Below are 15,456 nucleotides of genomic sequence, written 5' to 3'. Positions count from 1 at the left end.
CATTTGCAGTCTTTTTGTTGCCCTGACGCTGGATTGGCATGGCGATCCTGTCAACCTGTTTTCAGACCTAAATCGCGCGCATATGCATACCAATTTTCAGGACCAGAGCGGCTTCTCCTCGCTCGACAAGGCCGGGGCACTGCCGGTGGCGTCACCGTCATCCCGTCCACACCAAGCTCGCCAAAGGCCCAACCGCCCCGCGCGCGGCAGCCTGGACTGACCCGGCCGCGACTGGCCGGCGCCCGGCGCACCCATGAAAATTGGTTGACAAATTGGTTGGCCACGCGGAACCCTGCGACCAAGCCTCGGCAAAGAGGTGTGGGAGGATGATCGTGCAACACACTTCGGCAAGGCGGCTGTCCCTTGGACGACGGACCCTCAAGACCCTCTTGCTGGGAGGACTTGCCCTGCCGCTATGGGCCACCACAGTCGCAGCCCAGGACGGGCCGGCCCCGCAGCCGGCGCAGGCCGAGTCCCAAGTCGACGAAGTCGTAGTGACCGGTATCCGCGGGTCGATCCAGTCCTCGATCGAGCGCAAGCGCGAGGCGACGGTGGTCGCCGATATCCTGTCGGCCGAAGACATCGGCGACCTGCCGGCCCTGTCCATAGGCGAGGCGATCGAGACCATCACAGGTGCCTCGACCCACCGGGAAAAGGGCGGCGCGTCCGAGATCTCGATCCGCGGCCTCGGCCCCTTTCTCGGCTCGGCGACCTTCAACGGGCGCGAGGCCTCGAACGGCAGCGGCGACAGGTCGGTCAACTTCAACCAGTTCCCCTCCGAACTGATCAGCGAGGTCGCGGTCTACAAGACCCAGCAGGCAGACTTCATCGAAGGCGGCGTCGCCGGCATCGTGAACATGGAAACGGTCCAGCCGCTCGACTTCGGCCGCCGCCGTATCCAGGTGGAAGCCCGCGCCATCTGGGCCGACTACGACGACCGCCTGATCGATCCCGATGGGGCCGGCTGGCGCGGCACGGCCAGCTATGTGGATCAGTATGATCTCGGCGAGGCCGGTCGCCTCGGCCTGTCGGTCGGCATTCAGAGCCTGGAGGGATCGAACCCCGAGGAACTGTTCACATCCAGCAGCACCTGGGTCGCCTGCAACGGCGCACAGGTCGTGGCTACGACGGCCAACTGCACGCAGGTCACACCCGCCCAGGTCCTGGCCGGGACGCCCTACTACCTCACGGCAGGCAGCCGAACCTATCGGCAGTTCATCGAGCACGATCAGCGGGACGCCATCTTCGGAGCCTTGCAGTGGCGGCCGAACGACACCCTGGAATTCGCGGTCGACTACCAGAACTCGCGGCGCACCTACACGGAAGAGCGGAACGATCTGAACTTCTCCGAGGCGTTCCGCGGGGTCGCCAACCGCGTGGTCAGTCCCGAGGGCATCCTGCTCGCCTACTCGGGCAACACGACTATCGAATCGACGCCGACCTTCCGCATCCGCGATGAACAGTATGAAGGCGGGGGACTGCGCGCCACGTGGCAGGCGACCGACCGGCTCTCGCTCTCGACCGACCTGTCGTTCTCGAGCACCTACCGCAGCGAGATGGATCGTCAGGTCCGGCTCCGGTCGAATGCCACCGACATCAACGGCGTTGCCGTGACGGGCATTTCGGGCCAACGCGTCAACTACACCTTCGACGCCCGCGACGTGGATCTGCCGGCGATCACAGTCAATCCGCTCTTCGACCTGAACCGCCCCGAAAACTTCAGCGCCGCCGCCCGCGCCCGTCGCGACGAGGTCATCCGCGACAATGAAATCAAGAGCGTCCGCTTCGATGGCGATTATGTCCTCGACGGGGCGTTCACGGTCGTGACGGGCGGCCTGCGCCTCTCGGAACTGACCTACAGCGACCTCGACGATCGCGTCGAGATCAACGTCACAACGACCGCCACCATCCGTGACGCCAACGTCGCCTGCCGTCGGCCGTTCGGACAGACCGATTTCCTGAGCAGCGCGACGGGGCCGGTCATCAGTCGATGGGCCAGCTTCGATGCGCGTTGCCTTTTCCGGGCCATCACCGGCGTCGATGACACCGGCCAGAACGCCGATCCGCGCGCCATCGGCAACCGCAACGTGACCGAGAACACCCAGGCCGCCTATGTCATGGGCGAGTTCGACACCCGGCTGTTCGGCCTGCCCGTCACGGGCAATGTCGGCCTGCGCTATGTTCGCACCGACGTGGAATCCATCGGCCTGCGTGGCGACCTGAACGTGATCACCAACCCGGACAACACGATCCGGCTCGTCCCGACAGGGCAGTTCACCTCGACGACGATCGAGTCCTCATCGGAGGCCTGGCTGCCCAGCCTCAACGCCAATTTCGCCCTTCGCGACGACCTCGCCCTCAGGTTCGGCCTGTTCCGCGCGATGTCGCGTCCCGATCCGAGCAGCCTCGGCGCCGGCCGGACATTCAACCTCGAGGCCGGCACGTCGTTCACCTCCGTGGACGACGCTATCGCCAGCATTACAGCCAACGGCAATCCGCGCGCCGAGCCCCTGATCTCCTCCAATGCCGATGTGTCGCTCGAGTGGTATCCGAACCCGGACTCGATTTTCAGCTTCGCGGTCTACTACAAGCAGTTCAATGGCGGCTTCGTGCCCTCGGTCATCGACGAGACCTACGTCATCGGCGGTCGATCGGTCACTATCCCCGTCGTCCAGGATTCGACGACGGATGAAGACAGTGCGTTGACCGGGTTCGAGATCACGGCCGCCCACCGCTTCTCCAGCCTGCCCGCCCCTTTCGACGGCCTCGGCTTCAAGGTCAGCTACAACTACGCGGACTCCGACTACGAGACTGAGGACCTGCGACTGGGCGATCAGTTCAATCCGCTGACCGGGGCGACCACGCCTGGTATCATCGAGCCCGCGGGCATCTTCGGCCTGTCGGAACAGGTCTTCTCCGGGTCGCTTTACTACGAGATCGGCCCGCTGGAGTTGCAGGGCATCTACAAATGGCGGACGGATTATTACCAGAAGTTCGTCGGAGCCCCTTCCCAGAACCGCTACATCCGTGAGACCGGCGTGTTCGATTTCCGGGCGTCCTATCGAATCAACAGCAATATCTCATTGAGCTTCGAAGGCTCGAACCTGAACGACGAACCGCGCTTCCAGGACATGCCCATACGAGGGTCCGTGCGGGAATACAGCAGCTACGGCGCTCGCTACTATCTCGGGGTGCGATTCCGCTACTAGATGAAGCGACGGCGGGTCGAGCGAAGGCTGAGACCCGCCGATCAACAGGCAAGAAGGCAGAAGACAAGGATGGCGGAGCAGCGTCTCTATCAATCGGTCGCGAACCATATCCGCACCATGATCGAGTCCGGCGAGTTTCCGGTAGGCTCCCGCTTGCCGGGCGAGCGCGACCTTGCCGAGCGACTAGGCGTCAGCCGCGTGACCATCCGCGAAGCCGAGATCGCTCTGGAGGCGCAGGGCTGGATCGCCATCCGCACAGGCTCCGGCGTCTACGTGCAGCAACGACCCGAGAACGCCGCCGCCCTGCCAAATGTCACCGCCTTTGATCTGACCGCAGCCCGCGCGATCATCGAGGCGGAGGCGGCCGCACTGGCGGCGCAGCACATCACGGAAGCGGATTTGCTGGAGCTCGAGGAACTTATCCTGGCCATGTCTGATTCCAAGGGATCGGACGAGGACCACGCAATGGCGGACCAGAAGTTTCACCTCGCCATCGCCCGGATCGGCGGCAATCCGGTGGTGGAGTTCTGCGTCTCGCTGATCTGGAGGATCCGGAACGAACTTCCTCAGGTTCGCCAGGTTTATGGCCGCGTCTGTCACAATGACGGCGACGCCCGCACCAACGAACACGCGGAAATTCTGGCCGCCTTACGTCGGCGCGATCCACAGTCCTCACGGGCCGCGATGCGGGATCACTTCCACCGCTTGTTCGAAGCGATGCTCGAAGCGACGGAGACAGCGGCCATGGCCGAAGTCCGTAGTCGCACCGAAGAGGACCGCAAACGCTTCCTGGCGACCACACGGATCTAGATCCGGCGCGATCCACTCGTCCTCAGCATCGGGGGCCTGACAGGTTAACTCCGCCAAGTCGAAAGCCCCCTACCCTGCCCGAGATCAGGCAACCGCAGCAGCCCAAACGGACTCCGCCTCGGCGCGGAAACGCCGAAGTGTGTGTCTGCTGATCAGATGGCGCTGGATGTTGAAGGTGTTGTAGATCGCTGCGTGGGTGGTGAGGAATCTCTGAGCTGAGGCTTGGGACTTGAACCGCTGCTGCTGTCGCTCTCGTCGCCGGATCGGGAGATGGGAGTTCTCAACCCGGTTGTTCTCGCGAAGCCGGCCCGGCCGATGCAGATGCCTCAGATCCAGTTGATCCAGAGCAGCGCCGTATGAGGCCAGGCCGTCGGTCGTGATCGTCTGCGGCTCGACCGGCTGGTTGTGAAGGAGCCGCCTGAGCAGCTTCAACGCAGCCTCCGTATCCCGCCGGCGCTGGACCAGAACGTCGAGGACCTCGCCTTCGTCATCGACGGCTCGCCATAGAAACATCCGCTTGCCGCCGATGTTGCAGACCATTTCATCCAGGTGCCAGCGCGGCGACGGCGGCCGCCGCTTCTTCCTCAGCCGTCTGGCAATCAGCGGTCCGAACTTGATGGTCCAGCACCGGATCGTCTCGTAGCTGACGTCCACACCGCGGGCCGCCATCAGTTCCTCAACGTCACGGAAACTGAGGCTGAAACGAAAGTACAGCCAAACGGCATGGCGGATAACATCTGCCGGAAACCGGTGACGCTTGAACGAAATCGGCTTCACGAAATATGATCCCCATCAGCGGCTTACGCTGCGTTCAGTGGAGACAAGTTCGCATTAAAGTGACAGCGCCCTCCTTAATAATATATTCACATTAACACACAGGAAGTCATACCTGTGCGTCAAACCTTAAACGCACCGAAGTACATTCTCCACAACGAAAGAAAAGTGGAGATCGGTGATGTCTCGTACCCCTGTATTGCTTAGCGCTGCTGTAATCGCTGCGCTCTCGCTCCCAGCCCAAGCCAATACAGGCATGGGTAACAGCACGAGCACGGTCATCCGGCTGCACGCGTATGTGCCTGTGCTCTGCCGCGTCCAGCTGGACGCGACGCCGGGCCTGCCCGACGAGGAGGGCATCGTCCAGCTGGGTCATGCTGATGAGTTCTGCAACGCGCCGCGTGGATACCGCGTCGTTGTTCAGCATTCGCAAGGTCTCGAAGGCGCGGCCCTGATCAGCGGCGGTGTGCGAATCCCGCTATCGTCGACAGGCGAGACGATCCTTACGGACTCGTTCCATCCCGACCTGCGGCGTACCGAACTGGCCGCCGACCTCGGAGAGCGGCCGGAAGAGTTCCGTTCGCTGAGCGTTCGGATCGAAGCGAAAGCCTGATCAGTTCGCGGGTTCCAGAGTCAGCAGGAGGGTGTCCGTATACGGCCCTGCCCTATTGCCCTGGACGTTCTGCACTCCGACCTCGAGAGGAAGCTGGCGTCCGATCAGACCGGCTCGGGGCATCGCGACACCCGCCTCCCCTCCCACCCGGATTGGCTGGCCGTCAAGACTGGCCTCATAGTGGATCCGGTCAGACGCATCTGATCCCGCAGAGCCCTCGCGCAGCATGAAGCCGCCGTTCAGGCTCTGGGCCGTAACCCGGTAAGGGCCGGTACTGCGTACCGACACCTGAAGGGTGCGAGCCAGAGCCGTGAAGTCGAAGAAGTCGATCTCGCCGCGCACTGAGGCGCCAGCCACGCTGGCGCTGAGCACGTTCGGCACCGCAACGGAGACACCAACGACAGCGACGGACTCGAACGGCGCCGTGACGCCCTCGCTGTCGCACCAGTACCGGACCGTGAACTGTTCCCGATAAACGCCGGACCGCAGGTCTGAACGCAGGTCCGTCAGGCGAAGCAGCATCTGCCGCTGGCTGGCGACGTCATCCTCTCCCATCCCGACGAGGCCGGAGTTCATCAAGGCATAGGCTTGATTGCGCAGGCCGCCGACGTCGCGGTTCGAGTCGTTGCTCTGCCAGCCCACGACGGGGCCGTCCGAAACACCGACCCGGGGCTGAATCGCCGAATCATCGTCCAGAATCTGGTAGCGGATCTGAATCGGCTGTTTGTCGACCGTGGCGCGGCGGAAGATGAGGGTGAACGGTTGAGCCAGAGCGGCGGACCCGGCTGCATCCATGGGATCCAGCCGGACTTCGGGCACGACGACCGGATCGATCGTCGCGCACTGCGCCCAGGCGGCGGGCGCGGAGAAAACCGTTGCGGCGATGACCGTGGCCTTGAGTGCGCGTTTCATCCTGATCTCCTACTCGACCGGCCGCAGGTCGCCCACTCGGGCCATCCCGTCGTCCGTTTCCGGAACTGTTAGGTCGTAGACCCTTGGAGGCTGACCCAGCAGTTCGATACGCCAGCGGCCTGGCCGCAATCCACTCATCCCGAACACGCCCGTACGGTTCGTGAACACCTCGACCCGACGTCCGCCATCCAGCTCGACGGCTTCGCCGGCGAGGAAGGTGACGGGTTCGGCGCTGCTGTCGAGCAGACGGCCGATCGCCGTCATCGTGTAGTCCGAGCCCACCGTCACCACATAGCCGGCACGATAGGGCGCGAGCACCCTCAGCGCGCCCGTGCCGATGTCGAAGCCGCCTTCAGCAAAGGGAGCGTCGTAGGTGATCGTGCGCGGCGAATGGGAACTGATCTGACCGTAAAGAGCCGGCCCAAGCAGCCCTGACCGCGCGTAATAGCCTTCCTGCGTCGACTCGACCTCGACGATCGTATCCCTCGCGCCGGCATAGGGTGCGACGATCGCGAAGCCGTCATTGATCGGGCGACCGATCGCGAGGCGACCGCCAGCGAAGGCGAACGCAGTTGCGGCGCGGATGGACGTACGCTGGTCGGAAATCTCGTCGCGGTCGACCGAATAAGCGGTGGTGTGGGCCAGGCCGAGTTCCGCACGGTTGGCGGCGTAGGCGGCGGCACCGTTCAAGCCGAAGCGATCTTTGCTGGCGTCTAGTGAACCCGCTGCACTCCAGGCGCCGGTACCCTGGCCGCCCGAGGCCTGATAGCCTAGGCGCGCCTGTTCGTTAACACTGTCATACTCGGCGCGGGCCGAGCTGGTTGAGCCGAAGCGGCGCACCAGGCTGACCCGGAAGCCGGCCCCGTCTGCGAACCCGCCGTCCGTCCAGCTGGTGTCCAGCACCACGTTCATGCCGTCGGTGAGCCGGTGACCATAGGTGGCCCGAACCGTGCGCTCGTCCTCGAACCCGTCGCGCGCCATCGCATAGCGCACCTGGATGCCCGCGAACGACGCCTCGCCGAAGGACCGGCTGTAGGAAACTGCGGCATTAAGGGAGTAGCGGTTATCTGGCGACAGCTGCGTCGGTGCACCGAAGTACCGGCTTCTCGTTTCAATGGAGGCCTGGAGGGCGGCCCCGCCGCCCGCGTCCTGCAGCAGGCGCTCGTAAGACAGGTTGACGGCCCACCCGCCGCCGACGGCATCCAAATCGCTGAAGGCCACGTCGCCTCCAAAGGTGCCGAGCTCGGAGCCCCATACCCCTTCAGCCCCAACCAGCCAGCGGTTCTCGACGTACTGGAAATTGGCTCCGGCAGTCGCGTTTTCGGTCAGGCCACGACGATAGAAGCCGGAGGCCACGGCATCGTCCGTGTATTTGATTTCCCCCGCCAGGGGGTCGGTTTCGACACCGATGTAGACGCCATACTCTGACAGACCGGGGGCCAGTTGGGTGCGGTCTACGAAGACGGAGAAGGAAAGCAGTTCCGAGCGGCCAGAGGCGTCCACAACCACCAGATCGACGTCGTTGGAGCCCTGGACGAACGGGAAGTCACTGACGTCATAAGTGCCCGGTTGCAGGCGCAGTGTCCGGACCACACGCCCGTTGACGAGGGCTTCCACAGTCGCTTCGCGGTCAAGGGTGAAGGAGCGGCCGCCGCGCGGCGCCACATTCCTCTGCGGGTCGAGCAGGCCATAGACCCGCTCGACGCTGAGGCCCGCCATGTCGCCCACGCCTTGGAAACCGCGCGACTGGGGCAGCAGATCGCCCGCCACCCAGCGGTTCAGGTTTGGAACATCGTCATATACGATACGCGTGCCTTCACGCCGGGGATCGCTGCCGGTGTTCCAGGAGACCTCGTTCTCGACGACGAAATTATTGAGCCGCGCAGCGCCGTCCATGAAGAAGGTCGGATCGGTCAGGCCGGTATCGGAGCCGACGTGGATGTAATCCGCGGCCATCCGCACGTTCATGTAGGCGGAGAAGGCCTCGGGCGGAGCGAAGTCGCCGAAGGTCTCGCGGTCGAGATTGGCCAGGCCGATTGACTGCCGGGCCCGGGCGCTGATCGGCACCTGAATGCTCAACTCGAGCAGGGCCGGGTCGAACGTCAGTGAATAGCCGAGCTCCTGAAAGCGGTCGGTAGCCACGAATACGCCGGACTGGGCTACAGATTCCAGAGCTGCGAGCGACACGGGATCCAAGAAGCGCGTCAACTGCTCGACGACCTGCCAACCGGCGACGTCGATAGTGTCGTCCGGATTGACCTGCAGTTCGATGTCGCCGAGGAACGCGCCGTTTTCCTTCAGCGGCGCGACGATCTGCATGACCCGGCCCGTCGGGTTCAGACGTGCCTGCGGAGCAGCCGCGGCCCGCGGCGGCACGTCCTGAGCCGGGATCGCTGCCGCGAAGGCCGGCGCGGCCACAGCTGCGAAGACCAGCTGGCAGACCCCCGCCTTCAGATACCTTACCCCCCGGTTTGGCATCAGCGTCGTCCACGAGGCGCCGTATAGGTCACCTCAAGCTGACCATCGGCCGATTCCAGTTCAATCGCGGTGACGAAGCGGCGCGTTTGTTCGGGGCCGATCAAACCATAGCCGATGTTCTGCTGGATATCGTTGCTCGCCATGGAGCGACGCAGGGTTTCATTGCCCGAAGCGTCGGTTTGACGGATCAGCAGGGTCCCCTGGCTGAGATAGCCGTAGTTGAGCGCGGCGTTGTTCACGGTGAAGGCGACAACCGGCTTGCCGTCGCCGTTGGTCACGATCTCCGACCCGGTGATCGAAAGCTGCGGCTCCCCGGCAACCATCGAGGCGACGTTCACCATCACCTGGAAATTGTACAGGATCTGGATCGCGGACTGGCCTTCCGGCAGTTCGACGGGTTGCTGGGCGACTTCGGCGTAGAAGTGGCGGCTGCGCTCGCCGGCCGGATCGCCGATATACTGCATACGGAACACCTGGGTGCCACCCGGCGGGATGATGGCCTGGGGCGGGAAGGCGATGATGTCGTCAGTCACGCGATCAGACGCGCGCACGAAATCGGGACCGAACTCGGTTTCGACGATACGGATTTCGACCGGCAGCGGGTTGGGTCCGTTGTTCTCGACGCGGATTGGGGCGCTGGACTCGCGTCCCGCCATGCGGAGGTCGACGGCGACCGGCTGGACAGTCATGGCGGCGACAACGCCCGCGCACAGGAGTGTGACCGCGGCGCCGACGCCTACGAGCCAGGAACGGCTGACCTTACGCATTTAACTCTCCAATGCCCCGCCCCGAGGCGAAATCGTTACTGTGGCCGGCAAAAGGAGCCGTCCGGAAGTCTGCGAAATCGGCTGACGGGAGACCCGGTCAGTCGATCTGCGATTGTGGTTAGCCCACCGGCGTCAGGGTGAGGGTGATGACGTCTTCATAGGCGCCCGCCAGCATTGGTTGGGTCGGCAGCCCCGTGCGCTGCAGGCCCATGCGGATATCGAAAGTCCGATTGCCTGGCGGCGGAGCAGTGGGGGTGATCGTATAGTTCCCTTGGCGGAACTGACCCGGCGTGGTGGGCGAGAAGTTCTGAATGTTGCGAGTACCGCCCGTCGCGAAGGTCCCGCCGGCGCCGTTACTCCAGTAGGCGTCGTACTTCATGGTGCGGCGGTTAGCGAAGCCGGTCACCGCAGGAGCATCGGCAACCAGGCCGCCGTTCTGGCTGGTCAGGATGATGGTGTGGGCCGTGTTGCAGAAGCTGGTGCCGGTGATCCGGATGGCAACTTCGGCCCCGGGCGCGCTCGTCCCAGCCGTGTCGGTCAGAAGGTTGGAGGGGATCGTCCAGGTCTTGGCGCCCGAGTTGAAGCTGGCCGAACCGTTAGTGAAGCCCCCGGCCGACAGGAAATTCCAGGTGTCCGGCAGGTGGCATTCCGCCTCTGCTGTGCCCGTCATGTCGAGCGTTTCCTGCGCCGAGGCGGCGCCGGCGGCGGCGAGAGCCATCGTTCCCGCAGCCAGGCTTGCGATGAGTTTCATGGCGGTTCCCCCAAAAGGTTGCTTGGCGTGTCGGCATGACGAATGCGTTTGCATGGCGGTCTCCCTAGCCGGCTGCGGCGAGTTCAAGGATGAGTTGATCAGAATAGGAACCCGCGACCAGCGGCGCGCCGCCTGCGGGAATCTGGATGGTGACGGTGACGGAGCCTGTCGTGGCCTCTCCACTGGAGATCGTCACGGCGGGATCACCGCTCTCGTAGGTTTCAGAGCCGGAACCCCAGGATACCGCGACCGAATACGGCAGCACGGACCGGAAGGGACCACTCGCGGGCGTGCCGTCGACGTTGAGCAAACCGCCGTTGACACTGTCCAGGCTCACCGTGTGGGCCTGATTGCAGGCGGCGGGCACGGTCAGGATGATGGTGGCGCCAACCGATACGCCGTCGTCGCCGACCAGCTGACCGATAACGATGTCGGCCGCGCCGGGCGCCGCTGAGGTCACCGATGCATTATTGGAGCTGGGTGATAGGGGCGTTCGCATAAGGCAGCCCGCGGGCGCCTCGCCATTGAAGGCCAGTTGCTGATTGACCGGAACAGACTGGGCCTGAACCGAGCCGGCCATCTGGGCCAGAAGCGCTGTCGCCGTCAGAATGTGAAAGACGCGGGTCATTGCGATTCCACCGTCACGGTCACGACATCGGAGTAGCTGCCCGCCAGAAGAGGAGTGCCGAGGCCGGCGTTGGTCGCGCCCGCGTCAATGCTGAAGTCCAGCTGAACGTCGCCCGTGGCGGGACGGCCGACCAGAAACTCCCATTCGACGGCTTGGCGCGAAGCTGCCGTCGCCGCGATCTCACGGGTCTCGTCCGCCCAGGTCAGACCGAGCCGATAGGGAACAGCCGAGCCGAAACCCGAGGTGGCGCCCCCAACTTCGGTGCGCCACAGGCCATCATTCTGGCTTTCCACGATCAGCCGGTGCGGAGTGTTGCACATGGCGTTCAGCTTCAGGCTGAGATCCGCGGCGCGGGTGGTGAGCGTCGAGGGATCCGTCAGTTGAGCGACCACGAAGACCGCGCCCGTCGGATTCTCGAAATTCTGCAGCGCGCCATCGCCCAGCTCTGCCTCCCCAAGGAAGCACTGGTCCTCAGCGACGCCGATCAGCGTCAGCTCGGAGGCCTCCTGCGCGGCCGCGGGCAGGGCAATGCCCAGCGCGCCGATCAGGAAGACCAGGGTCCCGGGGGAATGGAAGGAGGTCATGACGCGAGGGGTTCCGATCCGGTTCAGGGTTGAACCGTCACGCCGATGACGATCTGGGCGGAGTAGGCGCCGGCTTCAAGGAAGGCCGAGTTTTCGACCGTGCCGCCGGCGTCGAGCGTGGCCAGCCGCGAGACTTCGATACCCAGCGGATCTGCGGCATGAGCACCGAGAGCATTCGCCGACTTGGCGGCGTCGCCAATGAGCGGACGATCGGACAGGGCCGACTCCCACCCGGTCAGGGCAGCGGTGAAGGTGATCAGCCGCGAGAACCCGGTGGGGGTCGCATATCCGGGCGTCGTCACCAGCGAGAGCGGCGTCGCGTTGATCGTGATCACGCTGGGTGCATTGCACCAGGCGATCGGAATGGCGCTCTGGGCGCTGATGGTGGCGCCGACCAGGGCCGCTTGCAGCTTGCCGTCGGCTCCGGTCAGGTCGCCGAGGTTCATCTCGGTGACGTCCGGATCACCCAGAACGCAGGCCTTTAGGACTTCGCCCGCCAGATTGATGTTGCTCGTCTGGGTCTGGGCTTGGGCCGCGAGCGGCGAGGCCAGTAGCGCGGCGGTGGTTATGGCAAAGGCGATGCGTTTCATTGGACTAACTCCGGTCGCCGGTTCAGTTGAAGTTGACATTGAGGACGACCGAACCCTCGTAGGTGCCGGCCACCGGCCGCAGGTTGCCCTGGGTGTCGGGAGCGGAGACGGAGACTATGAGTTCGCCCGTACGGGCCGACGTGGACGGGAACACCGTCGCGGCGGATGCTGTGGTGGCGTTGGTCAGAAGGACTGAGCCCCCCCAGGACAGCGAGGCGACGTAGTCGACCGAGCCGGTGAAGGAGCCGGTGTCAATGATCGTCTGGGACGGGGTCACAAGCAGCGGATTGGCGTCGAGGCTGATCGAGGCCGGCCCGTTGCAATAATAGGTCGCCAGATTGGTGTCGGTGTCGCCCGCGAAGGTCCCGACCACCTGGCCTACACCGTCGATCAGGGATCCGAGCGCCAACGGAGCCGGGGCCAGACCGGTCAGCGACTGGCAGAATTTCGGCACATTCGACGCGATGGTGATGCTGTCGGTGTCCTGGGCGGAGGCGGCGGACGCCGTCACGCTCAGGCCCAACGCCAGGGCGCAGATGATCTTGGTTTTCACGGCCTTCTCCTCAAGTGCCCCGCGAGCGGGATCCGGATGGGTGACTGGGGGCGGGGTCATGAGCGGACCTCGACCTCGATGACGATATTGTCCTGATAGGCGCCCAGGCGCGGCGCACCGTCGCCCTGACCTTCCCAGCGCATGTGGATTTCGCCCGACTGGCGGATGGCGATGGCGTCGCCGGAGGACCAGCCGCCCAGCGCAGCTGCCGCACCGAAGGCGCAGCCGCCAGCGGCGTCAGGCGCCAACTCGACGGAGGCGCACCAGCCCAGGTCCTGACGGCCCTGGCTTGTGCCGACCTCGACGCCCAGCCGATAGTCGGCCTTGGCGGCGATCCCGTACAGGGGCTGTACCGCGGCCATGCCGCCGTTTGCGGACTTGACCCGCAGAATGAAGGGGGTGTTGCAGTCGATGCCGAAGGCCCCCGAGACCTCGCCGGCGTCGTTCAACTGGATGCGGCCCATCTGTGAGGGCGGGATCACTTCGCAGCGCGCCGCAACCTGGCCGCGCAGATCGATGCGAAGTTCCGTGGGCGCGCCCAGCGGGGCGTCGGCCGAGGAGTAGCCGGCGCCTAGGGCGGCGTCATGCAGCGGTTCCGCCATAGCCGCGCCCGTCCAGGCAAGCCCGGCGGATGCAACGAGCGCTCCGGTCAGCTTGGCGAGGGACGAGGTCATGGTCATGAAGGCTCCGATTGAAATAATGAGGAAAGTCGGGGTCGGTGCGGACGGGCGAACCCGCCCGCACCAGTTCCGCGGTTTCTTACGAAGCCGTAGCGGTCAGCGTGATCGAACCGGCGTAGTCGCCGGCGACGGGACGCTTGTTGTTGCCGCCCGAACCGATGGCCGGGAGGATTTCAATGACCAGACCCGAATACCGGCCCGTGCCAGTTTCAAAGGCGCCGGGCATCGGGCCGGCTGCGGAGCCGTTGGCGGTGGTGGTGGACTGCACGATGCCGCCCGGGGTGTTGGCGTTGAAGTAGACGCTGGTGTCGGTGGTGACCTTCACGGCGAAGCTGTTGGCGAACGAACCCGTGTCGGTCGTGGTGTTGCCGGTCGAGAACGGCGTGACCGTCAGCGAGACGTTGGCAGCGGTGTTGCACCACATGTTGCCGAAGCTGCGCTGGTCGGAGGTGTAGCCGTTGAACTGGCCTTCAGCGTCGGTCATCGCGATGCCGCTGATGTTCCCCTGGGCCCAAAGGGGGTTCGAGTTGGCGCCCGAGATGTGGTTGCCCAGGCCGCAGGCCTTGGCGACGGTGCCGCCCAGGGTGACGGTCGAGCTGGCCGATTGAGCGAAGGCCGGAGCGGCCAGCAGCGACAGCGCAGTGGCGGCGATCAGAGCGATTTTCATAGTCAGTCTCCAGAAAGTGCGGCCCACGAGCCGCCAGGTTGATGACCGGCGAACCGGCCTTTTCGATACGCAGACCCATTGGGGTCGATTGGATCGGCCCCAAAGGACGGCCGAAGTTCGTTTCACGGGCTCGCCCCGGATGGGGCGCACACGTCAGCAGGCCGAGGCGCAAGCCTGGAATTGAACCCTTGATTGTTTTGGAATGGCGGTAGCCGCCCTTCCCCCCCCGGCAAGAAAGATTAACGCTTTCTTAATCGCACCTTACGAGGAGGTCTTCGAAGTCGCGTCCCCACATTTGGGTACTGTTGATATTTTCAACCAGCGGACGACTCAGCGTTGTTAATTTGTCCAGTTCCTGGGATGTAATCTCCGGACTATTATTTGATTCAAAAGACTTTTTTTGACGAAAGGAATATTCCGATCAGGCTCTCGTCAGGTCACATCTGCTTGCGGATCAATGAACGCGGCGGGGCTGGTCTGTGAGACCAATCGCGCGCGACTGTGCACCCCAACTTCGGATCCGTCCGACGAGTATGGGCACGCAAGGTTGTGACGGTGACCCCGGGGTCCTCGGCCATGGCCTCCGCGCGCTCGCCACTGATCACTGGCTTGACGATGTCTGCCTCTTCCCGCGTCAGGGCGAATACGACCCCAATTCACCCCACAGAAAAGGCTGTTCCGCATCGGTCGACTAGATCTGGAGGGCGACGTCGGGCGGCTGAGGCACGACAGCGGTCTAGCCGACCCGAAATTGGCTCACGATTGCGAAGAGCTGCTCGCGATTGTTCACGCCAAGCTTCGAGTAGAGACGGCGGATGTGGGTCCGAACGGTTTCTACGGAAATGTCCAAATGCACGGCGAGCTCATCGGCCGCTTCGCCCTCGACCAGAAGCTTCACGATAACGAGCTCTGACTTGGTGAGATGAAATACATTGCTCAGGTCAGCCCAGATGTAACGATCTCTGGAATTGGTGGGGTACACCATGAGCGCCGCCGCCGGCTCCTCCCCGACAGGCCGGAGAGATTCCCCACGGACCACGACATGGGCCAGATCAGTATGGCCAATTGTCAAAGCCTGCGGCTTTTCGCCGAGCGAGCCCAGGAACGCCTGAAAACTAGCCATTTGCGCCTTGTCGGCGCACATCATCTGATCGCCCTGCCTGGTGAACAGGACACCTTCGACGAGCATCCGTTCGGCCGCGCCGTTCACCCATAGGATGCGCCCATCCAGGCGAAGCAGCACCGTTGGGATTGAGAATGTTTCCGCCCAAGCCGTGAAATAGCTTTCAGCGTCTGCGTGTGGTCGTACCGCCACCCGGTTCGACGACAACACCTCAGTACTGCCACCACGGTGCGCGACTTGGTTCGCGCTGCCCACGCTAAATTCCTGCCTGATCATGAATCAACTGCAGGCAACCTAGGGAGCTTAGCTTTAGAACG

The 15,456-nt window shown here is 64.0% G+C and carries 15 protein-coding genes; 3 read left to right on the top strand and 12 right to left on the bottom strand.

All coding sequences use genetic code 11. From position 1 onward, the window contains the following. Window positions 1-494: 494 nt before the first annotated feature. Both ACW17Y_RS05750 and ACW17Y_RS05745 read left to right on the top strand, forming a co-directional pair. Window positions 495-3,209 (top strand): TonB-dependent receptor, encoded by a 2,715-nt coding sequence (locus ACW17Y_RS05750; RefSeq protein ID WP_492037816.1) that lies wholly within the window; start codon window positions 495-497, stop codon window positions 3,207-3,209. Next, entirely contained in the window at window positions 3,210-4,019 is an 810-nt protein-coding gene (locus ACW17Y_RS05745; RefSeq protein ID WP_492037815.1) for a FadR/GntR family transcriptional regulator, read from the top strand. Between the two features lie 84 nt (window positions 4,020-4,103). Here the strand turns inward: ACW17Y_RS05745 and ACW17Y_RS05740 are convergent, their stop codons facing one another. Then, window positions 4,104-4,796, bottom strand: coding sequence for an IS6 family transposase (locus tag ACW17Y_RS05740; protein ID WP_492037814.1), 693 nt, complete (start codon window positions 4,794-4,796; stop codon window positions 4,104-4,106). 253 nt (window positions 4,797-5,049) lie between these two features. Between ACW17Y_RS05740 and ACW17Y_RS05735 the strand changes: the two genes are divergently transcribed. Next, window positions 5,050-5,406: a hypothetical protein gene (locus ACW17Y_RS05735; RefSeq protein ID WP_492037813.1), complete on the top strand. Its 357-nt coding sequence runs from the start codon at window positions 5,050-5,052 to the stop codon at window positions 5,404-5,406. Here the strand turns inward: ACW17Y_RS05735 and ACW17Y_RS05730 are convergent, their stop codons facing one another. The 11 genes from ACW17Y_RS05730 to ACW17Y_RS05680 form a co-directional block, all read right to left on the bottom strand. After that, window positions 5,407-6,318, bottom strand: a complete 912-nt coding sequence (locus ACW17Y_RS05730) for a hypothetical protein (protein ID WP_492037812.1) — start codon at window positions 6,316-6,318, stop codon at window positions 5,407-5,409. 9 nt (window positions 6,319-6,327) lie between these two features. After that, window positions 6,328-8,796: a fimbria/pilus outer membrane usher protein gene (locus ACW17Y_RS05725; RefSeq protein WP_492037811.1), complete on the bottom strand. Its 2,469-nt coding sequence runs from the start codon at window positions 8,794-8,796 to the stop codon at window positions 6,328-6,330. Next, complete coding sequence (locus ACW17Y_RS05720) at window positions 8,796-9,563, bottom strand: fimbrial biogenesis chaperone (RefSeq protein ID WP_492037810.1); 768 nt, start codon at window positions 9,561-9,563, stop codon at window positions 8,796-8,798. Before ACW17Y_RS05720 ends, ACW17Y_RS05725 begins: the two co-directional genes overlap by 1 nt. 118 nt (window positions 9,564-9,681) lie before the next feature. After that, window positions 9,682-10,314, bottom strand: a complete 633-nt coding sequence (locus ACW17Y_RS05715) for a hypothetical protein (RefSeq protein WP_492037809.1) — start codon at window positions 10,312-10,314, stop codon at window positions 9,682-9,684. Window positions 10,315-10,378: 64 nt separating this feature from the next. After that, window positions 10,379-10,942 carry a hypothetical protein gene (locus ACW17Y_RS05710; RefSeq protein ID WP_492037808.1) on the bottom strand — a complete coding sequence of 188 codons (564 nt, stop codon included), beginning with the start codon at window positions 10,940-10,942 and terminating at the stop codon, window positions 10,379-10,381. After that, on the bottom strand, window positions 10,939-11,526 hold the full coding sequence (locus ACW17Y_RS05705; RefSeq protein WP_492037807.1) for a hypothetical protein: 588 nt from the start codon (window positions 11,524-11,526) through the stop codon (window positions 10,939-10,941). The genes ACW17Y_RS05710 and ACW17Y_RS05705 overlap by 4 nt, the downstream gene beginning before the upstream one ends. Window positions 11,527-11,549: 23 nt before the next feature. Continuing rightward, the gene (locus ACW17Y_RS05700; RefSeq protein ID WP_492037806.1) at window positions 11,550-12,116 is read right to left on the bottom strand and encodes a hypothetical protein; all 567 of its coding nucleotides are present in this window, start codon (window positions 12,114-12,116) and stop codon (window positions 11,550-11,552) included. Window positions 12,117-12,138: 22 nt separating this feature from the next. After that, entirely contained in the window at window positions 12,139-12,669 is a 531-nt protein-coding gene (locus ACW17Y_RS05695) for a hypothetical protein (RefSeq protein ID WP_492037805.1), read from the bottom strand. 56 nt (window positions 12,670-12,725) lie between these two features. After that, window positions 12,726-13,349, bottom strand: a complete 624-nt coding sequence (locus ACW17Y_RS05690) for a hypothetical protein (protein WP_492037804.1) — start codon at window positions 13,347-13,349, stop codon at window positions 12,726-12,728. A 79-nt stretch (window positions 13,350-13,428) separates the two neighbouring features. Then, complete coding sequence (locus ACW17Y_RS05685; protein WP_492037803.1) at window positions 13,429-14,016, bottom strand: hypothetical protein; 588 nt, start codon at window positions 14,014-14,016, stop codon at window positions 13,429-13,431. A 736-nt stretch (window positions 14,017-14,752) separates the two neighbouring features. Beyond that, complete coding sequence (locus tag ACW17Y_RS05680) at window positions 14,753-15,415, bottom strand: helix-turn-helix transcriptional regulator (protein ID WP_492037802.1); 663 nt, start codon at window positions 15,413-15,415, stop codon at window positions 14,753-14,755. Between the last annotated feature and the right edge of the window lie 41 nt (window positions 15,416-15,456).

This window comes from Brevundimonas sp. AVps7, from assembly GCF_058681545.1.
Note: the sequence above shows the minus strand (reverse complement) of the source record. Positions and strands in the feature narration are given on the sequence as shown.